Source organism: Neisseria subflava (assembly GCF_005221305.1).
GTDB lineage: Bacteria > Pseudomonadota > Gammaproteobacteria > Burkholderiales > Neisseriaceae > Neisseria > Neisseria subflava.
This window is the reverse complement of record NZ_CP039887.1, coordinates 117855-139462: the sequence shown is the minus strand read 5'-3', so window position 1 is coordinate 139462 and position 21608 is coordinate 117855. Positions and strand designations below refer to the sequence as shown.

Genomic DNA, 21608 nt, shown 5'->3' with positions numbered 1-21608 from the left:
TTTACTTACGGACGCGCAGTTTGGGCTTGGCGTGGAATTTCGGGCGCATATCGCGTTTGCGGCTCATCGCCTGCTTACGCAAAGAAGTCGTATGCGGCGGAGGAACATCGGCAACAGGAGATTCGACATAGCTGACTTCTACCACAGGAGTAGGTGAAACCGAAGCCGTCAAATACTCACGCCAAGCGCGGTCTTGCTCGGACTCGGCATTTTCAGCCTCAACAAGCTCTTGGGTTTGCACTGCCCCACCCTGCTCAGAAGCTTGGGTTGCAGTTTCATTCTCAGTGCCGTTTGAAGCCATATCAGGCAAAGGATTGCCAAACTCATCCACACCGAAATCGGCAGGCGTTTTCTGTTCGGGCAGGCGTTCCCACGGCTTGAGGCCGTCTGAAATATCGCTCAGATTTTTTTGTGCATCGTTGCCCAAGTCTTTGATACCGTCGCGAAACTCAGATGCGGCGGTTTCAAATTCCTGCTTCACCTTGCGCAATTCATCCAACTCAGCCTGAGTGTTGAGTTCCTGCTTGACGTTGTTGACGAATCCTTGCAATTTGCCGACCAAACGACCGGCCGTACGCGCGGCTTGCGGCAGACGTTCGGGGCCAAGCACTATCAGGGCGACAACGCCAACCAGCAGCAATTCGCCCAAACCGAAATCAAACATGGATTATGCTTTGTCTTCGTCTTTTTTGTGTTCGATGACTTCGTCTTTTTTGGCATCTTTGCCATCTGTACCTTCGTTCAGGCCTTGTTTGAAGTCATGTACTGCACCGCCGAGGTCTTTGCCGACGTTGCGCAATTTTTTGGTACCGAATACCAAAACGACGATAATCAGTACGATAATCCAGTGCCAGAGAGAGAAGCTACCCATGATAAATCCTTGAATTTGTTAAAAATAGATAATAATTATGCAGGCGTACCCATGATATGGATATGCAGGTGGAAGACTTCTTGTCCGCCGCCTTTGCCTGTGTTGATCAGGGTTTTGAAACCGTCGGTCAAACCTGCCTCATGGGCGATTTGAGGAACTTTCAACATCATTTTGCCCAACAGGGTTTGATGTTCGGCGGTTGCGTGTGCCAGTGAATCGAAGTGCACTTTCGGAATCAGCAGCAGATGCACCGGCGCGGCAGGACGGATGTCTTTGAAACAAAGCATCTCATCGTCTTCGTAAACGGTTTGTGCCGGAATATCTTTGGTTGCGATTTTGCAGAAAATACAATTATCCATAATGGCTCCAATGGCCGTCTGAAAACGGGCGTAACGGGTTTCAACCAAAAAAGGGAAATCGTTTTTGCCCCAAGAGACGGATTCTGAAACAGGTCAAATACGGGATTGTAATATAAATTCAAGATTCTTTGCGAGAAGCTTTTTCCACTAATCCCGACAAACCTTGACGGCGCGCAAGCTCGTTGACCACATCTTCGGCGCGCAAGCCGTGATGCGCCAATAAAACCATGGTGTGAAACCACAAATCCGCCACTTCGTAAACCAAATGTTCGCCACCGCCATCTTTAGAGGCCATCAAGGTTTCACCCGCTTCCTCGATGACTTTTTTCAGAATCTTGTCTTCGCCTTTGTGCAGCAGTTGAGCAACGTAAGAAGCATCAGGATCGCCGCCTTTGCGCGAATCGATGACGTTTTGAATTTGGGTAAGGATAGTATCGGTCATGGTCGGTTTCTCTTATTTTCTTTCAGACGGCCTTAAGGATGTTTATGTCCGTAGATTGCTTCTTCATCTTTCAACACGGCATCGACTGTCTGCCATGCGCCCTCTTGCCAAACTTTGTAAAAACAGCTTTCGCGCCCAGTATGACAGGCAATGCCGCCGTTTTGTTCAATCAGCATGACCACTGCGTCGCCATCACAATCCAGGCGCAATTCATGTACTTTTTGCCTATGTCCGGACGCCTCGCCCTTCATCCATTGTTTTTGGCGGGAACGGCTGTAATAGTGGGCAAAACCGGTTTCTACGGTTTTTTGCAGGGCTTCGGCGTTCATCCAGGCAACCATCAGCACACGGCGTGTCTGCCAATCTTGGACAATGGCGCAAACCAAACCTTTTTCATCAAATTTTACGGCATTCAGCAGCGTTTCGTTTATATTCGACATGTGCGTCTTTCTCCCATATTTTTCAGACGGCCTTTGGATAGCAATCACAAACGCACTTCAATTCCTGCTTCACGCATGGCCAGTTTCGCTTCGCGGATACTCGCTTCGCCAAAGTGGAAAATACTGGCGGCCAATACCGCATCTGCCTTTCCTTCTTTAATGCCGTCCACCAAGTGTTGTACCGAACCGACGCCGCCGGAAGCAATAACCGGAATATCGACCGCTTCGCTGACCGCGCGTGTCAAAGGCAGGTTGAAACCTTGCTTGGTACCATCCCGGTCCATACTGGTCAGCAAAATCTCGCCCGCACCGCGCCGCTGCATTTTGACAGCCCATTCCACAGCGTCCAAACCGGTCGGATTACGTCCGCCATGGGTAAAAATTTCCCAACGGGTGTTTTCAGGGTTGACCGCTTTGGCATCCACGGCAACAACAATCGCTTGCGAACCAAAAAAACCGGCCGCTTCGTTTACCAAATCAGGATTGGTTACAGCGGCCGTATTGATGCTGGCCTTATCAGCACCGGCATTAAGCAGACGACGGATATCGGCAACTGTGCGCACACCGCCGCCTACCGTCAATGGAATAAAAACTTGTGAAGCGACTGCCTCAATAACGTGCAAAATAGTGTCGCGATTGTCGCTGGAAGCAGTGATGTCCAAAAAGGTCAACTCATCCGCGCCTTCATCGTTATAGCGTTTGGCAACGTCAACCGGATTGCCTGCATCGCGCAAACCCAAAAAGTTGACACCTTTTACCACGCGACCGTCTTTTACATCCAGACAGGGAATAATTCGTTTTGACAATGCCATACCCAATACCTCTTATCCGCTCTCAGGCCGTCTGAAACCGTCAGGCCAAAAATTTGCTCAACCAATCCGGCAAATGTTGCAACAGCTGAAAATAACCAATGCCGGCCATCATCGCCAAAACACAGGAAATAATAAAATTGCTGTCAATGCGGCCGATAATGGAAAAAATCAAACCGGCAAATGCCCACACTATCCCATTGAAAATCATCCAATAGGTGTCGATAATCGGCAAATCAAACGCCGTCAGCTGCCGCAGTATCACTGCAATCAGTGTAAACCACAAACTTTCGCTTAGCGGATACACTTCGCGATCGGATGACCAGATAATCCAAAAACCCAAAACAAACGCTTCAAGCATACCAATCCCTTAATAAAATAAGATATTGAGTGAGTTGTTTTTTATAATTATTTCAGACAGATTTTTAAGTCTAAGGACTTTGCAAAATGCCGCTTTTAAAGGCATTTTCAGCTATGCGCCAACTCCTGCGCTGTTACCCCTTGCAAAGCCCTAATCTGCATAATTAAACGCACTTAGGTCAAGCCAAAGAATCGGCCAGTTTTTGTGCCTGTGCGAAATCAATACTTCCCTCATAAATTGCGCGGCCGGTAATCGCACCGCTCACACCCTCTTTTTCAACGGCACACAATGCGCGGATATCGTCCAAATTCGTCAAGCCGCCGGAAGCGATAATCGGGATATTCACTGATTGAGCCAATTTGACGGTAGCCTCGATATTCACGCCGCTCATCATGCCGTCGCGGCCGATATCGGTATAAATAATGCTGTTGACGCCATCGTCTTCAAAACGCTTGGCCAAATCGACGACATGGTGTCCCGTTACCGTTGCCCAACCGTCTATCGCCACCATACCGTCTTTGGCATCCAAGCCGACGATAATCTGACCTGGAAATGCCTTACATGCTTCACGCACAAATTCAGGATTTTTCACCGCGGCCGTACCGATAATCACATCTGTCAGCCCCAAATCCAAATATTTTTCAATGGTTTCCAAATCACGGATACCGCCGCCAAGCTGTACCGGAATATCTTTGGCTATGGCGGCCAAAATTTCTTTAATTGCCGGAAAATTTTGAGGAACGCCTGCGAATGCGCCGTTCAAATCAACCAAATGCAAACGGCGTGCGCCTTGATTGCGCCAATGCAAAGCCATCTCTGCCGGCGAATCGGAAAACACCGTCGCCTGCTCCATCAAGCCTTGTTTTAAGCGAACACAGCGTCCTTCTTTCAAATCAATGGCAGGTATCAACAGCATTTTCTTCTCCTCTACTCAATTTCAGTATATTTTACACAAATTAGCGATTTTTAGTAGATTTATGTTAAAAAGCCTCAAATCTGCCAATTTAAAAAATTACGCAGCAGCAGCAATCCTGCCTGATGGCTTTTTTCCGTATGGAACTGTGTGGCAAACACATTGTCCTTACCGACAATGCAGGCAAATTCATTCGGATATTCGCTGACGCCTAAAACAACCTCTTCATTTTTCGGCGCAAAATAATAGCTGTGAACAAAATAAAAATACTCGTTCTGCCCAATGTCTTGAAATAAAGGGTGCGGACGGGTTTGGCACACTGTATTCCAACCCATATGCGGTACTTTCAGACGGCCTCCCTGCGCATCGGTTTGATTGGACAAAAACCGTTTTACTTGACCTTCAAACCAACCCAAACCATCTGTATCGCCTTCTTCGCTGTGTTCAAACAATAATTGCGCACCTACGCAAATGCCAAAAAACGGCTTGTTTTTCAGGCCGTCTGAAACTGCCTCGCCCAAACCGCTTGCCTTCAGCGCCGACATACAATCCGGCATGGCACCCTGCCCCGGAAAGATAACCTTATCTGCCGCCATCACCTCTTCAGGCCGCGAAGTCAGATAAACTTCGGCATTTTGATTAGACAAAACCTGCGCCGCCTGAACAGATTTCAATACTGAATGCAGGTTTCCCATTCCATAATCGACAATCGCTACTTTCATTGCTTCTCCTCAGGCCGTCTGAAAACATTTAATGATTAATATAATAATAAGAATGATTGTAGCAAAAGATGGTTTAAAACAAAATATTGTTGATATACAAGACAAATAATAAAGGCCGTCTGAAACCAATTAGGGTTTCAGACGGCCTTTATTCATTCACACGATGCCTTATTCTTCAGATGCGGCTTCCGCTTCTTCTTGAACGGATTCTTCGCTCAGCGTGCCTTTGGTAGAAGGCGTTTGACCCATCATGCGCGGATCGTATTCGACCGCCATGCGCAGGGCGCGGCCGAAGGCTTTGAAAACGGTCTCGGCTTGATGATGTGCATTACGGCCGCTCAAGTTATCGATGTGCAAGGTCATCATGCTGTGGTTCACAAGGCCGTGGAAAAATTCTTCAAACAAATCGACATCAAAACGGCCGATCAGGGCGCGGGTAAAGTCGATGTTGTATACCAAGCCGGGGCGGCCGGAAAGGTCGATGACTACACGGCTCAACGCTTCATCCAGCGGAACATAGGCATGGCCATAGCGGGTAATGCCGGCTTTATTGCCAAGCGCTTGTTTCAGTGCCTGACCCAATACGATACCGATGTCTTCAACCGTGTGATGGTCGTCAATGTGCAAATCGCCTTTGCAGGTAATATCCAAGTCAATCAAACCATGACGCGCTACTTGGGCAAGCATGTGTTCAAGGAAAGGAACGCCGGTATCCAAGCGGCATTTGCCGGTACCGTCAAGATTGAGGCTGACGGTAATTTGGGTTTCGCAGGTATTGCGGGTAACGGTAACAAAACGGCCTTCGGTTGAAACGCCAGCTTCGGCTGCTTCAACAGTTTGTTTTTCCAAACGCGCCGCTTCAACCGCTGCTGCTTTTTCTTGATCTTTACTGTGATCACGGTTCAGCCAGCCTTTGCGTTTGCGCATACCGGATTCCAACTTCGCAGCCAGGCTCGGACGAATGCCGCGTGCAGACTCATCGCCTGCTTGTTGTTCCAAACGGCGTTTGAGCTGAGACAAAGAGGCGGAGTTTTCATAACCGCATGCGCGTGCAAGCTTGGTCAATGAGCCGGCTTCTTCAACCAGTAACAGAAAATTAGTCAAATGCAGTTGAGCTTTGTTCATAATGGTAGTTTCCTTGGAATCAAAGATTAGGGTAAAGGTTTTTAATAACGGCCAAGACGGCATCATTTTGCGCTGCCGAGCCTATGGTTATGCGGACACACTGATCCAAAAGCGGATGGCTGCCATGCAGTTTTTTAATCAGTATGTGGTTTTGCTTCAATGTTTCAAACAGCTCGTTCGCATCAGGAACGCGAACGGTAATAAAGTTGGCTTCGCTCGGAAAAACTTGCAAACGGTTTAATTTCAACAATTCATTCATCACACGCGAACGCTCATTTTTTAATGTATCAATGTTTTGCTGAATGATTTGATGATGTTTCAATGAGAATTTTGCCGCCGCCAAGCTTAATTGATTCATGTTGTAAGGCGGAAGAATTTTAGCCAGTTCACCCATAATGCTTGGACTTGCCGCCGCATATCCCATCCGCAAGCCTGCAAAGCCGATTTTACTGATGGTGCGCATTACGACCAGATTTTCGACTTCGCCCGCCCACGGAAGGAAACTGTCATGATGAAACGCGCCATATGCCTCATCGACAACCACAATGCCGGTAGCCGCACGAATGACCTCCTCTACTTCTTCTCGTTTAAAGCACACGCCGGTAGGATTATTGGGATAGGCAATAAAAATTAATGACGGCTGATGTTGCTCGATAGCGGTCAAAACGGCAGGGAGATTTAAAGAAAAATCCGGATTTAAGGGAACACCGACATATTCCATGCCATAAAGCGCGACATTATGACGATACATAATGAAACTTGGCTCAATACCCAATACACGCGCATTTGGTTTGGCAACCAGCATAGTCAAAAACTGGATAAGCTCGTCGGAGCCGTTACCCAACGCGATTTCCGCCTTATCGGGAATACCGAAAACTTCCCTCAATTCTTCATAAATACCGCTCTTGGCAGTATGGGGATACAAATGAATCGGTGCCTGCTTTGCCAAATCCGCCCATTCTGACAATAAAGATTCATACCCGACGAAAGGATGATGCGGACACTCCATGGCGTCCAACTTAATAAAACCTTCCGGCAAATCAGCAACCTGATAGGCTGTCATTACTTTAATATCATCACGGATAACATCAGCAACGCGATTCATGGTTTTCTATCCTCCTGAGATAAAGTATTTATAATAGTAGCACAATATTTACTAGATATATATATTAATAAGACTATAAAACAAGATAAAGTTTCATTCGTTTGAAGAAAAAACAATAAATCCTTTCTTCAGCATCTTTAAGCAATATTCTTGGCTTACCCTGCCTTTTTAGCGGTATAATTTTAAGTTTTCCAGTACGGCTTTACGCCCTCAATATTTTGAACAATACACGCTCCCCATTACCTTATCTTGCAACTTCCATAAGCCTTATCCTGCTGATTCTGCTTTCCTTATCATGGGAATTGTGGATCGCTCCATTGCGCGAAGGCGGCTCATGGTTGGCACTGAAAGCCCTGCCTTTGTGCTTGCCGTTGACCGGCATTTTGAAAAAACGCATCTACACTTACCAATACAGCTCCATGCTGATTCTGATTTACTTTGCCGAAGCCTGTATGCGCCTGGCAGACACGGCTCTCGCCAGCCGGATTTGCGCCGCCGTTTCCGTATTATTGTGCATTGCCTTTTTCCTCGGCTGCCTTGCATTTATCAAACAACAAAAACACACATCAAAATGACCTACCACACACTTTCAGACGGCCTGACCGAATCTTCAGTGAAAACCTTTTGGCCTTTATGGCTCAGTTTTCTTTGGATTTGCGCCATCCCTTTTCTTTCACTCTACCGAGTCGGTCCACTGCCCAGCTTTTATTTGGAAGCCATCTCGCTGAGCGGCTCATTGGTACTGACATTGATTAGCGCACACAAAGGCCTGCTGAATATCCGCTTTCCCGCACTCAGTATCGGCCTGTTTGCCATGGCTGCATTTTGGTCGCTCCAAGCGCGCCTCATGCATTCGACCTACCCCGGCATGAGCGATATTACTGCCTGGACCTTTGTCATTTTGGCACTGGGCGCATGGTCGGTGCGAGGCTGGGTAGCAGTTTACGGACAGGAACGCATCGTCAGCATCTTTGCTTGGTCTTTATTGATAGGGGCAACCATACAGGCCGCCATCATCTGGCTGCAATTTAAAGGCTGGTCCAACGTAGAGTGGTTGAACGGCATTATTGCCCGAAGCAACGGCACCGTAAACGGCCAACTCGGCCAACGAAACCATTTGGGACATTATTTAATGTGGGGCATTTTGGCGGCATCCTATTTATGGACGGAGCGCAAAATGTCCAATACAGCAGGTTTTCTGTTCGTATTGGCTTTGACTGCGACCCTCGGCCTTGTCAACTCACGCACCATCTTAGGCTACATTGCCGCCCTATTCCTGATTACGCCGTTATGGTTTTGGCGTACCCATTTCCAAAACAAACGCGCACTGTGCATTTTTCTCCTGACCGCAATCCTGGCCGCTGCTTTCCAATTCGGCATGGGCAGCCTGTTGGATTTGTTTGGCAACGTCAAATACGAAACCGCTGTAGAACGCGCAGGCACCAGCGGTTTTGAAGGCTCCATGCGCCAAATCGAATGGAGCAAGGCATGGATTGCCTTTCAATCCGCACCTTGGTTCGGCCATGGCTGGAACAGCTTTGCCCAGCAAACCTTCCTGATCAATGCCCAACAACAACACTTCCCCAACAACATCCTCGGCGTACTGTTTACCCATTCGCACAATATCATCATGCAGTTATTGTCCGAAATGGGCATTGCCGGCACCTTGCTCGCAACCTTAACTCTGCTTGCAGCCGTATGGCGACTGTTGGGCCGCAACCAAACACCGGCCTCGCTGTTTTTACTGACTACCGCCGCCGTCAGCCTCTGCCACAGCATGCTTGAATATCCACTTTGGTATATCTACTTCCTCACCGTATTTAGCCTGATTCTGTCGTTGACACCCTCTTATCCGAAAGATGTTTCAGACGGCCCTGTATCTACCCGAATCAGACAATGGGCAGGCGGTATAGCTGCTTTATCGATTTTAATCGGCATGGCAAACCTCAGCTGGGAATATCAAAATCTGACCCAATATAGCCGCGTAGGAAAAACTGATGAACAGCAAACGGTTCAAAACAAAATCGACGGCTTGCAACGACTTTCCAAAGAAAGCCCTATGCTTGCCTATTACGCCGATTTGAGCTTGAGCAAACATGCAGACCCGACCGATGCCTACATCCGTCCGTGGGCGGAAGAAGCCGCACTCAAAGCCCTAACCTACCGCCCCTACTCCAGCGCCTATCAAGTCGGCCTCTACCTCTACCGACAAGGCAAGAAAGAAGAAGGTGCGCAATGGATGCAGGCAGTGCAATATTATTACCCCTATATGATGTATTTCTACGCCGACAAAATACGCAGCCATCCGGTATTCGCCCCCCTGCTGCCCAAACTTTTGTCCGATTGCAAAGATTTCATCAATGCACCGAAACACCAAACTGCCAAATCATGTGACAAACCCTAAACAAAACTCACTCAATTGTCAGTTTGTCCTTACAGGCCGTCTGAAAATGTAAAGAGCGACAAGTTTCTATGCAAAAAAGCGCAAAAGCACAGAAAATTACGCTATCAACAAAAGCAGATTGCATGTTAAGATTGAATACAACTCTATTTTAATCGCCGCACCACCTATTTAGTGCCACGGCGCATACAATCACGAAAAGGAAATTCCATGAGTCGCGTATTACTCGTAGATGACGATGCCCTCTTGACCGAATTACTGACCGAATACCTGACTGCCGAAGGCCTCAACGTCCACAGCGTTTCTGACGGCGAAGCCGGCGTTCAAGAAATTCTGACCGGACAATACGATGTCGTCGTATTAGACTCCATGATGCCTAAAATGAACGGTTTGGACGTTTTGAAAAACGTACGCACCCAAAGCACTGTGCCCATCATCATGCTGACTGCAAAAGGTGACGACATCGACCGCATTATCGGTTTGGAAATGGGTGCGGACGATTACGTACCGAAACCATGCACACCGCGCGAACTCTTGGCGCGTATCAACGCCATCTTGCGCCGTGCACAACACAGCAACGAACAAAACAACGCGCCGAACAGCATTTCTGTCAGCGACGTTGTCCTCTACCCCGCCAAACGCCAAGCTAGCATCAAAGACACTCCGCTTGAATTGACCAGCACCGAGTTCAATCTGCTCGAAGTTTTGATGCGCCACGCCGGACAAGTTGTCAGCAAAGAAACTCTGTCTATCGAGGCACTCGACCGCAAACTGGCTAAATTTGACCGCAGCATCGACGTACACATCTCCAGCATCCGCCACAAATTGGGCGATGCTTCCCTGATTCAAACTGTACGCGGCTTAGGCTACCTGTTTGTTAAAAACTAAAGATTAAACAGATCAATGAAACTGTTTCAACGCATCTTCGCCACATTTTGCGCAGTCATCGTCTGCGCAATCTTTGTGGCGAGTTTTTCATTTTGGCTGGTGCAAAACACCCTTGCCGAAAACCAATTCAACCAACGCCGCACCATCGAAACCACATTGATGAGCAGCATCGTTTCCGCCTTCAACTCACGCGGAGACAGCGGTGCGCGCGAAATTCTTTCCGAATGGAAAAATAATCCGGTTTCCAATGCCGTTTATGTGATTACCGGCGATGATAAAAAAGATATTTTAGGCCGAAACATCGACAGCCTCTCCATTGAGCGTGCCCGTATCTTTGCCATCAACAACCCCGAATCTGATTTGGCACACATCGAATACGACCGTTTCGGCGAAGAATACCTCTTCTTTATTAAAGGCTGGGACAATCATCAAGCCCAACGCCTCCCTAGCCCGCTCTTCATTCCCGGCTTGCCGCTTTCGCCTATTTGGCACGAATTTATCATTCTGTCTTTTATCATCGTTGTGGGGCTCTTGATGGCATACATCCTTGCCAACAACATTACCAAGCCTATTAAAATTTTGGGTGGCGGCATGGACAGAGTAGCCAACGGCGAACTTGAGACCCGCATTTCCCAACAAGTTGACGACCGTGACGACGAATTGTCCCACCTCGCTGTGCAGTTCGACAAAATGGCCGAAAAACTTGAAAAACTTGTTGCCAAAGAGCGCCATCTACTTCACCACGTTTCGCATGAAATGCGTTCGCCGCTGGCGCGTATGCAAGCGATTGTCGGCCTGATTCAAGCTCAGCCGCAAAAACAAGAGCAATACCTCAAGCGCCTTGAAGGCGAATTGGTGCGCATGGATACTTTGGTCGGAGAATTGTTGACCCTATCCCGCTTGGAAACTTCCAATATTCCTTTGGAAAAAGAAAACCTCAAACTCGTTCCTTTCCTTACCAACTTGATTGAGGACAACCAAAGCATTGCCCACCAAAACAACCAAAGCGTTACCCTGAGCATTGACCCAAAAATCCCTGAAAATGCCGTAGTCAGCGCCAACGAAGGCTATCTATACCGCGCCTTTGACAACGTTATCCGCAATGCCATCAATTACAGTCCGGAAGGCAGCACCATTCAAACCCATATCGGACAAGACGGCAAAAACTGGATTATCGATGTTACCGACAACGGACCTGGCGTGGACGAAATGCAGCTTCCGCATATTTTCACTGCCTTTTATCGCGCCGACTCCAGCGCACACAAGCCCGGTACAGGTTTAGGGCTTGCCTTGACGCAGCATATTATGAAACAGCACTGCGGTAAAATCATTGCTGAAAATGTCAAACCCAACGGCCTGAGGATGCGTTTTATCCTTCCCAAAAAGAAAGCCGGAGACAAAAAAGAAGTCTAAAAAATAAGGCCGTCTGAAACTTTTCAGACGGCCAAAAACACAAATAAGGAACCATCATGAGTGCAACCGTCCAAACCGGCTACTTCTTCATGCCTGAACACATCATCCTCATCGGCGCCAGCGAACGTCCGCACAGCCTTGGCGAACGCATTTTCAGCCACCTGCTCGGTTCCTCATATCAAGGCAAAATTACCCCCGTCAATCTTCGACACAGCAGTGTCGCAGGCATTCCCTCCTACTCCAGCCTCAGCAAAATCCCGGGCCAAGCCGATTTGGTTGTTGCCGTTATCCCGCCCGACCATTACGACTCGCTGTTCAAAGCCTGCCGTAAAAAAGACCTGCGCCACATTATCCTGATTCAAGATTGGGAAAACCTACCGCCCGAATCCTGCAAAAACGCCCGTTCCATTATTCAAAAATATCACGGCGACGAATTGAATATCACCGTGTGCAACAGCGCAGGCATCCAACTCCCCTCACTCAACCTCAACATCGGCACCCAAACCGACTATCCGGCCGGCCATATCGCGTTACTGACCGGCCACAGCACCGTCAGCCGCAACATCAACCACCTGCTGAACACGCTACACCAAGGCGTATCACGCCACATCAGCCTCAACTATGACCTAAGTCCTACCACATCTGCCGACTGGCTCAACCGCTTCGGCCACAACCGCCATACCAAAGTTGCCGTTATCCACTACAATCCGGCTGAAAACCAACGCGAGCTGTTCAGTGCCATCCGCCACTTTACACGCCACACTCCGCTTATCCTGTTGTCCACACACTACACCGACAACACAGACAAAGCCATCCTGCGCAGCCTCAGCCGCCATTGCAATTTCCAACCGGTATTCAATACCGCCGAACTGGAAGCAGCCCTAAAAGCCCACCTATCCGGCATTCCCGTCATTACCAACCCCACCATTCTGTCCGACACGCCGATAGAATGGCTGCGCACTACCGCCAATGCCTGCGAATTGACCCTCGACCTCCCAACCGAAGTACCATCCATCCGACAAGGCTGCATCGGCAGCAACCCAACGCCTGCACGCATCCACCGTCTGGCACTCGAACAATTACAAAATCCGCATACTCAAGCCCTGCTCGGCATTATTTCGCCAGATACGCCGGATGCGTACAGCATTCATCAAACTCTGGATAATTTGGCACAAAAAACCAGTAAGCCCATTCTCGTCAGCTATCGTTTTTCAGACGGCCTGACACGGTTTAACACGCCGGAAGAAGCCTTACTGACACTTTATTTTCGCAATCAAACAGCCTATTTGCAACAAGTGCAAAATACCCCTGCCCAAGCCAAAACAGGCCGTCTGAAAACACCTAAAAGCAAAAATATCGATAAAGCCATTGCATCCGGCCAAACCGAACTGATGGCGGAAGCCCTATACCTGCCTCCGTGCCAAATCCAAAAACACAATGCCGTCCAATTTCGATTCAGCCGCCATGCCATTTACGGCAATATCCTTACCGCCCATTACAACGGCCAAACCGAAGCCGCATTACCTCCCTTTACCACACTCGATATCCAGCGTTTAAGCCAGTTTACAGAACTCGACAACACGTCCGTTCTCAATCAATTCCTGCATTCCCTAAACACGCTTATCCACAACAACCAGCATATCGGCGACATTATCCTCAACTACAACGGCAGCCAATACAACAGCACCATCATTCCCGAAATCGTAGAAAAACCTGTTGCACCAACAACCAAAATTCCTAAAAAAGCCGTCCAAACCTTGGAACAGGCCGCCGCCAAAATGCAAAGCGCCGCCGCCTATCTCCAACAAAAAAATCCGGCCGCAGCCGAATTCCTACGCAACACCGGCGAAGCTGCTTCCGAACTGCTGCACCCTAAAACCGAAACGCCCGAGATACAAAACGTACTCGCACCCTACCCGAACCAAACCGATACCTTTACCCTGCCCGACGGCAACACACTTCACATCCGCGCACTAGAGCCTGAAGATGCCGAAGCCAAACAAAAATTTGTCCGCCAATTACCCGCGGCCGACCGCTATACGCGCTTCATGACCCATACCAACGAGTTGCCGCTGCCCACACTTGCACGGCTGACCCGTCCCGATTTCCATACCGAATGCGCATGGGCAGCCTTCACTTCAGACGGCCATATCGTCGCAGTCAGCCGTTACAGCCGCATCAATCGTAATGAGTGCGAGTTCGGCATTACTTTGGCACCTGAAGCACGCAAAACCGGCTTGGCAGGCAAAATGATGAGCCTCATTATCCAAACTGCCACACAGCAAGGTTACCAAACCATGAATGCGGAAATCCTCAAAGAAAACACACCGATGCTCAAACTCGCTGAAAAATCAGGCTTTACTGTCACACCATCTGAAACCGACCGCGGCCTGTATCAAGCCAGCCTCGATTTGAACGAATGGCAAAACAGCAACAAAAACAAATAAAAACTTGCATAACCCGTGTGAAATATCCTAAAATTAGCGGTTTCTATATATCCGCATTTTTCAAAAGGACTCAAAATGGTAGTTATCCGTTTGGCTCGCGGCGGCTCAAAACACCGCCCTTTCTACAACGTAGTCGTAACTGACTCTCGCAACCGTCGTGACGGCCGCTTCATCGAGCGCGTAGGTTTCTACAACCCCGTTGCCAACGAAAAACAAGAACGCGTACGTTTTGACGCAGACCGCATCAACCACTGGGTTGCTCAAGGCGCGAAAGTTAGCGACGCAGTTGCCAAACTGATTAAAGAGCAAAAAATCGCTGCTTAATCAGCCGAAACGACCATGACAGACACTCAAAAACGGGTAGCCATGGGCTACATTAAAGGCGTATTCGGCATTAAAGGCTGGCTGAAAATTGCTGCCAATACCGAATATACCGACAGCCTGCTGGACTACCCCGAGTGGCAGTTGTGCAAGGATGGCAAAACCCTGAATGTTGTGCTTGAGGCAGGTAAAATTGTCAATGGCGAACTTCAGGTTAAATTTGAAGGTATAGACGATCGCGACCAAGCATTTGCCTTGCGCGGCTATACCATCGAAATCCCAAGAGAGTCATTCGCCCCTACTGAGGAAGACGAATACTACTGGGCAGATTTAGTCGGCATGACCGTCATCAACAAAGAAAACATCGTCCTCGGTAAAGTCAGCAACCTGATGGAAACCGGTGCAAATGATGTTTTGATGATTAAAGGCGAACACGGACAAATCCTAATTCCCTTTGTCTCCAACTATATCGAATCTGTCGATACCGACAGCAAAACCATTATCGCCGACTGGGGTTTGGACTACTGATGCTGATTCAAGCCATCACCATTTTCCCGGAGATGTTCGACAGCATTGTCGAATATGGCGTTACAGGCAGAGCAAGAAAACAAAATCTTTGGCAGTTTCAAGCCATCAATCCCCGAAAATTTGCCGACAACAAACTTGGCTATATTGATGATCGCCCCTTCGGAGGTGGTCCGGGAATGATTATGATGGCGCCGCCGCTTCAAGCGGCAATCGAAGAAGCCAAAGCAAACTCGCAAAAACCTGCCAAAGTAATTTATCTCAGTCCGCAAGGTCAGCCGCTGACGCATAAAAAAGCTGCAGAATTTGCCGAACTACCCCATCTTGTTCTTCTATGCGGACGCTATGAAGGCATAGATGAAAGACTGCTGCAAAGCAGTGTGGACGAAGAAATCAGCATTGGCGACTTTGTCGTCTCGGGTGGCGAATTACCCGCCATGATGTTGATGGATGCCGTCTTAAGATTGGTTCCAGGTGTATTGGGCGATATACAGTCAGCCGAACAAGACTCGTTTTCAGACGGCCTTTTAGACTGTCCTCATTACACCAAACCCGTAGAATTCCAAGGCATGATAGTTCCCGACGTCTTACGCTCAGGAAATCATGGCTTGATTGCCGAGTGGCGATTGAAACAATCGCTGCGACGCACTTTAGAGCGCCGACCTGATTTATTGGAAAAGCGCAGTTTAATCCCAAAGGAATCCCGCCTCTTAAAAGAAATCTTGCAAGAGCAACAGGAAATCCAATCATAACTTAGGAAAAACAAATGAACTTGATTCAACAATTAGAGCAAGAAGAAATCGCTCGCTTGAACAAAGAAATCCCTGAATTCGCTCCAGGTGACACCGTTGTCGTATCTGTACGCGTGGTTGAGGGTTCTCGCAGCCGTCTGCAAGCATACGAAGGTGTTGTTATCGCTCGCCGCAACCGTGGCCTGAACAGCAACTTCATCGTTCGCAAAATCTCTAGCGGCGAAGGTGTAGAACGTACTTTCCAACTGTACTCTCCTACCGTAGAAAAAATCGAAGTTAAACGCCGTGGTGACGTACGTCGCGCCAAACTGTACTACCTGCGCGGCCTGACCGGTAAAGCAGCTCGCATTAAAGAAAAATTGCCTGCTCGCAAAGGCTAATAGCTTTCATCAAAAACCCACTTCTATGAAGTGGGTTTTTTGTTTTTATACAAAAACTCCTTGTCTTTCTTACACAATCCTGCAAGCTAATCACAATAAACACCTCACGCATAAACTTAAACAGAATCATAACTTCCCTACCTCTTTTAACCTTTATACAAAAGGCCGTCTGAAACAAAAGATTCAGACGGCCTTTAATCACATCGGGCGGTTATTTAAACCATCTTGCCAATGCCGGGATACGCGACAACAACAGTGTATCCAAAATCCAAATAACAGCGATTGCGGCAATGGCTGTTGGGAAAATCACAGCCAAAATCAAAAGCGGCACAGCCATTGCCCACCATACCGGCAATTTGATTTTCTGCGCCGGAGGAACCAAACCACGTGCTTCCGAAGGACGGCGTTTCCACCACATTACACAGCCGCTGACACAAATAAAGATAATCGCCAGACAGAACAAGACATTTGCCAATACGCTCCACCAGCCCAATGTACCCATATGCAAAGCAATGCTTGCCGCCATGAATTTACCAAACCAGTTGTAATCGTCGAAATGAATATCAGCCAGAATTTTACCGCTGTATTGATCGATGTGTACCGTGCGGTCAGCGGTCGGACTAATCATATCGTAACTCATTGAGTCTTGCGACAACGTCCATACACCGGTCTCACCTTTGGGTAAATTGAGCTGATAACGGCCTTTAAAGCCAATTTCACGTGCAAAGCGGTCAACCGTTTCCAAAGTCATCGGCTCACTTGGATTAATACCGTTTTCACCCATTGTCGTACCGGAAACCGGCATAGGCGTCAACTCCAAAATCCATGGCACTTCTTTAGATTTACCGTCATTCAGCACATCACCATGGGTTGGCACGGAAGATACCGGATTAGGCTCCACACCCCATTTACCGACAGGAAATTGACTCCACGCCTGAACCACTTTACCGCCCCAAATTCCCGCCCAAGCAATACCTGACAGACAGAACAGCAACAAAATCAAAGAAACCCAAGTGCCAAATGCACCGTGCATGCTACGCCACCATGTGCGTCCTTTGCCTGCTTTCGGCACAAGCATGGATTTCAGGCTGCGCTGTTTCGCCCACCACAAATAAATCCCCGTGATTATCATCAGGATGGTCAGCGACGCGGTAGTTTCCAGCAGATAGTCACCCACCGGGCCGATCATCATATCGCCGTGGATTTCGTCCATCGTGTGATACCAGCCTTGACCGCGCGGCATCGTATTCACAACTTTTGCTGTATAGGGATCAACGGCAACCATAGTGGCTTTATCATCATTGTTCACGCGGAATACGGCAACCATATCATCTGCGCGTGGCGCAATATACTGCACTACAGAAGCAGTTTCCGGATTCACAAACTGTCTGGCGGCCTCAGCCTGAGCCGACAAAGGCTGCACCACTGCCTGCGGCGTAATATGTATGCGTTCGCCTTCTTTACCGGTAATATTGGCGAATAGCAGCATTCCCAACCCTGTAACAGCCAACAGGGTTAAAAACGGCGCAACCAAAAGTCCGGCATAAAAATGCCATCGCCAAACAGTCAAATAACGGCGGTTAGCCTGTTGTTCATTTTGGGAAGTTGGTTTTGTTTCCATATTTTCTCTTCATATAGTTAAAGCAGACTAATTACTACGAATTAGCAACAGGTATTTTAATCAAAAACATTCATTTAAGAAACCGTTTTTCCAATGCAGCTTTGAAATACTTCAATATTTAGTTTTTAGGCCGTCTGAAAAAACAAAATAGACAGAAAACAACACTTTACTGAAAATCCGTTTTAATCATTGCGGTTTCGGCAGAATTTGGTAGAATACAGACATTACTTATTTATTCATCAAGCCGCCAAGCTTTGGCGGCTTGTATTTTTATTTCCAATCCGGCTACCGCGCGTGGCCGGATAAAATTTTAAAAGCATCATCATGCTTTCATGGAGAACTCAATGCAAAAAATCCCTTTGACCGTCCGTGGTGCAGAATTGTTGAAACAAGAACTTCAACACCTAAAAAGCGTAGCACGCCCAGAAGTTATCGAAGCCATCGCCGAAGCACGTTCGCACGGCGACTTGTCTGAAAACGCAGAATACGAAGCCGCCAAAGAGCGTCAAGGCTTTATCGAAGGCCGCATCGCCGAGTTGGAACACAAACTCTCTATGGCGCACATCATCAACCCTGCCGAAATCCATGCAGAAGGCAAAATCGTGTTCGGCACAACTGTGACACTGGAAGATTTGGAAACTGAAGAACAAGTTACCTACCAAATCGTCGGTGAAGATGAAGCAGACATCAAAGAACGCAAAATCTACGTTGGCTCCCCAATTGCCCGCGCCCTGATCGGCAAAGAAGAAGGCGACGTTGCAGAAGTTCAAGCACCCGGCGGCGTACGTGAATATGACATCATTGCCGTGCAATATATTTAAATAAACAAAAGGCCGTCTGAAAACATTTTCAGACGGCCTTTTGCTGTATCTAAAAACACCATAATCAAAGAAAGTGAAATCTTCCCAGGAGAAACATAATGAATCTACTGTACAAAATTATCCAAACCGCTGCCGCCATGTGGCTCGGTATGCAGCTGACAGCAGGCTATGTTACCGCCCCAATCCTGTTCCGCCTTCTGCCTAAAATGCAGGCGGGAGAAATTGCCGGCATTTCATTTGCCATCACAGCACTATGTGGCTTAGTTATTTTTGGCGCAGCCTATGCCTTTTTCAGACGGCAACTGGCCTCACTTTCTTGGTGGATCTTGGTACTTTGGCTACTCTTAGCCTGCAACCATCTTTTGGTTACGCCGGTTATCGAAGCACACAAATATGGGCTGGATAACTGGCTGCTGTCCCTAGTAGGTGGAACATTCGGTGTTTGGCACGGCTTATCCAGTATTATCTTTTTGATTTGTACGATACTGGCAGCCATCTGCGTATGGAAATGGCCCAAGCCAAACTAATCTGTCTTAATAAAAGGCCGTCTGAAAATAAATCTTTCAGACGGCCTTTTATTTTGAATCATTAATTCCCCAACTCTTCAAATATAAGCCATAAAAAATGCCCTGCAATATGCAGGGCATTTTTCACAAACTGATTAAGGTTTAGCGTAACCGTGAACGCCATTATAAGGAGCTGGGATCCAACCTTCATCAGAAGCAGGCAATTCGCCTTGACCTTCGATAGTTTGGCCTGGAGCAACTTGACGAGTAACAATGCTGCGGATTTTAACGTCAACGCGGCGGTCAGGCTCGATACAAGCGATAAGAGCAGCACGTTTCTTAGCTTTAGAAACTTTTTTGCCCAGTTTAGCAACTTCAGCTTCACAAGTAGCAGTCATGCGAGCTTGAGATTCGCCCAAACCTACTGCAGAGATTTTGCTAGAAGCAACACCACGGCCTACCAAGTAGTTAGCAACTACGTTAGCACGACGCTCAGACAGAGCTTGGTTGTATTGCTCAGAACCCATGAAGTCAGTGTGACCTTCAACACGTACAGTTTGTACGTCTTTGTTGCTCAGGCGTTGAGCCAAAGAGTCCAAGTTTTCTTGGGCTTCAGGACGCAGGTTGTCTTTGTCGAAGCCGAACAGAGTTTTAGTAGACAGAGAAACAGTTTCATCAACATACTCAGGAGCTTGTTGTACAGGAGCAACTGCTTCACGATCACCACATTCAACACGGCCTTGGGTAGCTTTGTCGAAGTAGCTGTTTTTCCAGCATTCGCCGTAGTTGTTACGGACGATTTCTTGAGATTGGCTGCTTACGGTGTAACCGTGTTTGGTGTGCGCTTCGCTGGCCATAGCGGTGCCAGAGGCAACCAAGGCAACGAACAATGCGCTTAATTTCAGCTGTTTGGTCATTTTATTCCCTCATCAAATTGTTATGCGGCGGACTAGGAAAGCAACCGCTGCAAAGTACCAATATACAGGCCGCAGTATCAAAACAGCGGCAAATCGGATATATCAGGTTGCACTATAAAGAAGCGCAAGGCAAACTGTCAATACTCGATGCCTTCAAACAATCATGAAGTGCCTGCTTCCTAGTAGTTAATCATGCCGAAAAATCAATCTTGTGTCATTAATTTAGGGCAAAATCAGACAATTCATCCATCTGAAGTTGCACAAAAACAACAAAACCCCTTTCCCTCATCTTTCCTGCATTTCCTGTTTTCATATCGTTAAAAGATATTTTCATTAAAAACAACCGTTTTCAAAACTCGGGGCAAAACTGGGCAAAATATGTTAAATTACATGCCGTTTGTCGCACAAAATCCACATTAACAACGTATCCGGTACTGCTACCATGAAACTGCAACAATTACGTTATGCCCTTGAGGTTTACCGACACAATCTGAATGTCTCCGAAGCCGCCGATGCGCTTTTCACATCCCAGCCCGGCATTTCCAAACAAATCCGCCTGCTTGAAGAAGAATTGGGTATCCAAATTTTTATCCGCAGCGGCAAACGTGTGGTTTCCGTTTCGCAACCGGGCAAAGCCGTATTAGAGATTTCGGAACGGATTTTGCGTGATGTACAAAACATTAAAAATATCGGCAGCGAGTTTACCGATCATGACAGCGGCTCGCTGACCATCGCGACAACGCATACCCAGGCACGTTATGCTTTGCCCAAAATCGTTGCGGAATTTGTCAAAAACTACCCTAAAGTCAATTTGACCATCAAACAAGGCAGCCCTTCTGCCATCGCGCAAATGGTCAGCAGCGGCGAAGCTGATTTGGCAATTATTACTGAACGCATTGACGATCATCCCGAGTTGGGCAAACTGCCCTGCTATGAATGGAACCATGCCGTCATTGTTCCGCACGACCACCCTCTTTTGGACTGCCGCAATCCTTTAAGCCTTGAAGATTTGGCTTCTTTTCCGCTGGTTACTTACGAATTTGCTTTTAATTCCGGCAGCAGCATCGCGCGTACATTTAATAAAGCGCATATTGAGCAACCTGATGTTGCCTTATCGGCTGCCGATACGGATGTATTGAAGACGTATGTCCGCTTAGGCTTGGGCGTTGGTTTGATGGCCAAAATGGCGTACGATCCCGTTGTCGATCAAGATTTACAGCTTATTGATGCGGCACACTTATTTGAACCGTCGCCCACTTGGATAGCCTTACGCACCGATACCTACCTGCGTGGTTACGCGTATGACTTTATCCAGATGTTTGCACCGAAACTGACCAGAGAAGTAGTCGACCGCATTCTGTACACGCCGGTTGTTGAAGATTTTTCAATTTAATATCTGACTATCACTTTCGTAACTTAACAATTATTCTTTAATTCTTGTTAAAAAGGCCGTCTGAAATATTTCAGAC

25 protein-coding genes are annotated in these 21608 nt (G+C 47.7%); 12 read left to right on the top strand and 13 right to left on the bottom strand.

What is annotated here, in order from left to right; translation table 11 throughout:
• Nucleotide 1 precedes the first annotated feature (1 nt).
• From tatB to hisC, 11 genes are all read right to left on the bottom strand, one after another.
• Nucleotides 2-664 (bottom strand): Sec-independent protein translocase protein TatB, encoded by a 663-nt coding sequence (tatB, locus tag FAH66_RS00720; RefSeq protein WP_070749341.1) that lies wholly within the window; start codon nt 662-664, stop codon nt 2-4.
• A gap of 3 nt (nt 665-667) precedes the next feature.
• The gene (tatA, locus tag FAH66_RS00715; protein ID WP_003679438.1) at nt 668-871 is read right to left on the bottom strand and encodes a Sec-independent protein translocase subunit TatA; all 204 of its coding nucleotides are present in this window, start codon (nt 869-871) and stop codon (nt 668-670) included.
• Between the two features lie 35 nt (nt 872-906).
• Nucleotides 907-1230, bottom strand: a complete 324-nt coding sequence (locus tag FAH66_RS00710; protein ID WP_049329536.1) for a histidine triad nucleotide-binding protein — start codon at nt 1228-1230, stop codon at nt 907-909.
• A gap of 118 nt (nt 1231-1348) precedes the next feature.
• Complete coding sequence (locus tag FAH66_RS00705) at nt 1349-1672, bottom strand: phosphoribosyl-ATP diphosphatase (RefSeq protein ID WP_003679440.1); 324 nt, start codon at nt 1670-1672, stop codon at nt 1349-1351.
• Between the two features lie 32 nt (nt 1673-1704).
• Nucleotides 1705-2112 (bottom strand): phosphoribosyl-AMP cyclohydrolase, encoded by a 408-nt coding sequence (hisI, locus tag FAH66_RS00700; RefSeq protein WP_372512649.1) that lies wholly within the window; start codon nt 2110-2112, stop codon nt 1705-1707.
• Between the two features lie 44 nt (nt 2113-2156).
• On the bottom strand, nt 2157-2924 hold the full coding sequence (gene hisF / locus FAH66_RS00695; protein ID WP_137040202.1) for an imidazole glycerol phosphate synthase subunit HisF: 768 nt from the start codon (nt 2922-2924) through the stop codon (nt 2157-2159).
• A gap of 40 nt (nt 2925-2964) precedes the next feature.
• Nucleotides 2965-3282, bottom strand: a complete 318-nt coding sequence (locus FAH66_RS00690; RefSeq protein WP_137040200.1) for a multidrug transporter MatE — start codon at nt 3280-3282, stop codon at nt 2965-2967.
• Between the two features lie 178 nt (nt 3283-3460).
• Entirely contained in the window at nt 3461-4198 is a 738-nt protein-coding gene (gene hisA, locus FAH66_RS00685; RefSeq protein WP_137040198.1) for a 1-(5-phosphoribosyl)-5-[(5-phosphoribosylamino)methylideneamino]imidazole-4-carboxamide isomerase, read from the bottom strand.
• 74 nt (nt 4199-4272) lie between these two features.
• Entirely contained in the window at nt 4273-4917 is a 645-nt protein-coding gene (gene hisH / locus FAH66_RS00680) for an imidazole glycerol phosphate synthase subunit HisH (protein ID WP_137040196.1), read from the bottom strand.
• 168 nt (nt 4918-5085) lie between these two features.
• Nucleotides 5086-6042 (bottom strand): imidazoleglycerol-phosphate dehydratase HisB, encoded by a 957-nt coding sequence (gene hisB, locus FAH66_RS00675; protein WP_137040194.1) that lies wholly within the window; start codon nt 6040-6042, stop codon nt 5086-5088.
• A gap of 19 nt (nt 6043-6061) precedes the next feature.
• Nucleotides 6062-7147, bottom strand: a complete 1086-nt coding sequence (gene hisC / locus FAH66_RS00670) for a histidinol-phosphate transaminase (protein WP_137040192.1) — start codon at nt 7145-7147, stop codon at nt 6062-6064.
• Nucleotides 7148-7365: 218 nt separating this feature from the next.
• Here hisC and FAH66_RS00665 point away from each other — a divergent pair, with 218 nt between their 5' ends.
• The 9 genes from FAH66_RS00665 to rplS all read left to right on the top strand — a co-directional run bounded on the left by FAH66_RS00665 (nt 7366) and on the right by rplS (nt 16274).
• Nucleotides 7366-7722, top strand: a complete 357-nt coding sequence (locus FAH66_RS00665) for a DUF2069 domain-containing protein (RefSeq protein ID WP_039862096.1) — start codon at nt 7366-7368, stop codon at nt 7720-7722.
• Nucleotides 7719-9551, top strand: a complete 1833-nt coding sequence (locus FAH66_RS00660) for a PglL family O-oligosaccharyltransferase (RefSeq protein ID WP_137040190.1) — start codon at nt 7719-7721, stop codon at nt 9549-9551. The genes FAH66_RS00665 and FAH66_RS00660 overlap by 4 nt, the downstream gene beginning before the upstream one ends.
• Before the next feature lie 207 nt (nt 9552-9758).
• Nucleotides 9759-10436, top strand: a complete 678-nt coding sequence (gene misR / locus FAH66_RS00655; RefSeq protein ID WP_049329527.1) for a two-component system response regulator MisR — start codon at nt 9759-9761, stop codon at nt 10434-10436.
• 15 nt (nt 10437-10451) lie between these two features.
• Complete coding sequence (locus FAH66_RS00650; RefSeq protein ID WP_137040188.1) at nt 10452-11849, top strand: HAMP domain-containing sensor histidine kinase; 1398 nt, start codon at nt 10452-10454, stop codon at nt 11847-11849.
• 56 nt (nt 11850-11905) lie between these two features.
• Entirely contained in the window at nt 11906-14296 is a 2391-nt protein-coding gene (locus FAH66_RS00645) for a bifunctional acetate--CoA ligase family protein/GNAT family N-acetyltransferase (protein WP_137040186.1), read from the top strand.
• Nucleotides 14297-14371: 75 nt separating this feature from the next.
• On the top strand, nt 14372-14620 hold the full coding sequence (rpsP, locus tag FAH66_RS00640) for a 30S ribosomal protein S16 (RefSeq protein WP_003679465.1): 249 nt from the start codon (nt 14372-14374) through the stop codon (nt 14618-14620).
• Nucleotides 14621-14635: 15 nt separating this feature from the next.
• Nucleotides 14636-15145 carry a ribosome maturation factor RimM gene (rimM, locus tag FAH66_RS00635; protein ID WP_049329569.1) on the top strand — a complete coding sequence of 170 codons (510 nt, stop codon included), beginning with the start codon at nt 14636-14638 and terminating at the stop codon, nt 15143-15145.
• Nucleotides 15145-15894, top strand: coding sequence for a tRNA (guanosine(37)-N1)-methyltransferase TrmD (trmD, locus tag FAH66_RS00630; protein ID WP_137040184.1), 750 nt, complete (start codon nt 15145-15147; stop codon nt 15892-15894). Before rimM ends, trmD begins: the two co-directional genes overlap by 1 nt.
• Before the next feature lie 14 nt (nt 15895-15908).
• Nucleotides 15909-16274, top strand: a complete 366-nt coding sequence (gene rplS / locus FAH66_RS00625) for a 50S ribosomal protein L19 (protein WP_003679470.1) — start codon at nt 15909-15911, stop codon at nt 16272-16274.
• Between the two features lie 211 nt (nt 16275-16485).
• Here the strand turns inward: rplS and FAH66_RS00620 are convergent, their stop codons facing one another.
• Complete coding sequence (locus FAH66_RS00620; RefSeq protein ID WP_137040182.1) at nt 16486-17895, bottom strand: PepSY-associated TM helix domain-containing protein; 1410 nt, start codon at nt 17893-17895, stop codon at nt 16486-16488.
• A 344-nt stretch (nt 17896-18239) separates the two neighbouring features.
• Between FAH66_RS00620 and greA the strand changes: the two genes are divergently transcribed.
• Both greA and FAH66_RS00610 read left to right on the top strand, forming a co-directional pair.
• Nucleotides 18240-18716 carry a transcription elongation factor GreA gene (greA, locus tag FAH66_RS00615; protein WP_003684304.1) on the top strand — a complete coding sequence of 159 codons (477 nt, stop codon included), beginning with the start codon at nt 18240-18242 and terminating at the stop codon, nt 18714-18716.
• 98 nt (nt 18717-18814) lie between these two features.
• A complete protein-coding gene (locus FAH66_RS00610) occupies nt 18815-19243 on the top strand; it encodes a DUF4149 domain-containing protein (protein WP_003684397.1) in 429 nt (142 codons plus the stop codon).
• Nucleotides 19244-19377: 134 nt separating this feature from the next.
• Here the strand turns inward: FAH66_RS00610 and FAH66_RS00605 are convergent, their stop codons facing one another.
• On the bottom strand, nt 19378-20139 hold the full coding sequence (locus tag FAH66_RS00605) for an OmpA family protein (RefSeq protein WP_137040180.1): 762 nt from the start codon (nt 20137-20139) through the stop codon (nt 19378-19380).
• 442 nt (nt 20140-20581) lie between these two features.
• Between FAH66_RS00605 and FAH66_RS00595 the strand changes: the two genes are divergently transcribed.
• Nucleotides 20582-21532, top strand: coding sequence for a CysB family HTH-type transcriptional regulator (locus FAH66_RS00595; RefSeq protein ID WP_070503716.1), 951 nt, complete (start codon nt 20582-20584; stop codon nt 21530-21532).
• Nucleotides 21533-21608 lie beyond the last annotated feature (76 nt).

What these genes read in the sequence shown, in the direction of transcription:
- tatB (WP_070749341.1), bottom strand. Translation starts at nt 664, where the DNA reads ATGTTTGATTTCGGTTTGGGCGAATTGCTGCTGGTTGGCGTTGTCGCC.
- tatA (WP_003679438.1), bottom strand. Translation starts at nt 871, where the DNA reads ATGGGTAGCTTCTCTCTCTGGCACTGGATTATCGTACTGATTATCGTC.
- FAH66_RS00710 (WP_049329536.1), bottom strand. Translation starts at nt 1,230, where the DNA reads ATGGATAATTGTATTTTCTGCAAAATCGCAACCAAAGATATTCCGGCA.
- FAH66_RS00705 (WP_003679440.1), bottom strand. Translation starts at nt 1,672, where the DNA reads ATGACCGATACTATCCTTACCCAAATTCAAAACGTCATCGATTCGCGC.
- hisI (WP_372512649.1), bottom strand. Translation starts at nt 2,112, where the DNA reads ATGTCGAATATAAACGAAACGCTGCTGAATGCCGTAAAATTTGATGAA.
- hisF (WP_137040202.1), bottom strand. Translation starts at nt 2,924, where the DNA reads ATGGCATTGTCAAAACGAATTATTCCCTGTCTGGATGTAAAAGACGGT.
- FAH66_RS00690 (WP_137040200.1), bottom strand. Translation starts at nt 3,282, where the DNA reads ATGCTTGAAGCGTTTGTTTTGGGTTTTTGGATTATCTGGTCATCCGAT.
- hisA (WP_137040198.1), bottom strand. Translation starts at nt 4,198, where the DNA reads ATGCTGTTGATACCTGCCATTGATTTGAAAGAAGGACGCTGTGTTCGC.
- hisH (WP_137040196.1), bottom strand. Translation starts at nt 4,917, where the DNA reads ATGAAAGTAGCGATTGTCGATTATGGAATGGGAAACCTGCATTCAGTA.
- hisB (WP_137040194.1), bottom strand. Translation starts at nt 6,042, where the DNA reads ATGAACAAAGCTCAACTGCATTTGACTAATTTTCTGTTACTGGTTGAA.
- hisC (WP_137040192.1), bottom strand. Translation starts at nt 7,147, where the DNA reads ATGAATCGCGTTGCTGATGTTATCCGTGATGATATTAAAGTAATGACA.
- FAH66_RS00660 (WP_137040190.1), top strand. Translation starts at nt 7,719, where the DNA reads ATGACCTACCACACACTTTCAGACGGCCTGACCGAATCTTCAGTGAAA.
- misR (WP_049329527.1), top strand. Translation starts at nt 9,759, where the DNA reads ATGAGTCGCGTATTACTCGTAGATGACGATGCCCTCTTGACCGAATTA.
- FAH66_RS00650 (WP_137040188.1), top strand. Translation starts at nt 10,452, where the DNA reads ATGAAACTGTTTCAACGCATCTTCGCCACATTTTGCGCAGTCATCGTC.
- FAH66_RS00645 (WP_137040186.1), top strand. Translation starts at nt 11,906, where the DNA reads ATGAGTGCAACCGTCCAAACCGGCTACTTCTTCATGCCTGAACACATC.
- rpsP (WP_003679465.1), top strand. Translation starts at nt 14,372, where the DNA reads ATGGTAGTTATCCGTTTGGCTCGCGGCGGCTCAAAACACCGCCCTTTC.
- rimM (WP_049329569.1), top strand. Translation starts at nt 14,636, where the DNA reads ATGACAGACACTCAAAAACGGGTAGCCATGGGCTACATTAAAGGCGTA.
- trmD (WP_137040184.1), top strand. Translation starts at nt 15,145, where the DNA reads ATGCTGATTCAAGCCATCACCATTTTCCCGGAGATGTTCGACAGCATT.
- rplS (WP_003679470.1), top strand. Translation starts at nt 15,909, where the DNA reads ATGAACTTGATTCAACAATTAGAGCAAGAAGAAATCGCTCGCTTGAAC.
- FAH66_RS00620 (WP_137040182.1), bottom strand. Translation starts at nt 17,895, where the DNA reads ATGGAAACAAAACCAACTTCCCAAAATGAACAACAGGCTAACCGCCGT.
- greA (WP_003684304.1), top strand. Translation starts at nt 18,240, where the DNA reads ATGCAAAAAATCCCTTTGACCGTCCGTGGTGCAGAATTGTTGAAACAA.
- FAH66_RS00610 (WP_003684397.1), top strand. Translation starts at nt 18,815, where the DNA reads ATGAATCTACTGTACAAAATTATCCAAACCGCTGCCGCCATGTGGCTC.
- FAH66_RS00605 (WP_137040180.1), bottom strand. Translation starts at nt 20,139, where the DNA reads ATGACCAAACAGCTGAAATTAAGCGCATTGTTCGTTGCCTTGGTTGCC.
- FAH66_RS00595 (WP_070503716.1), top strand. Translation starts at nt 20,582, where the DNA reads ATGAAACTGCAACAATTACGTTATGCCCTTGAGGTTTACCGACACAAT.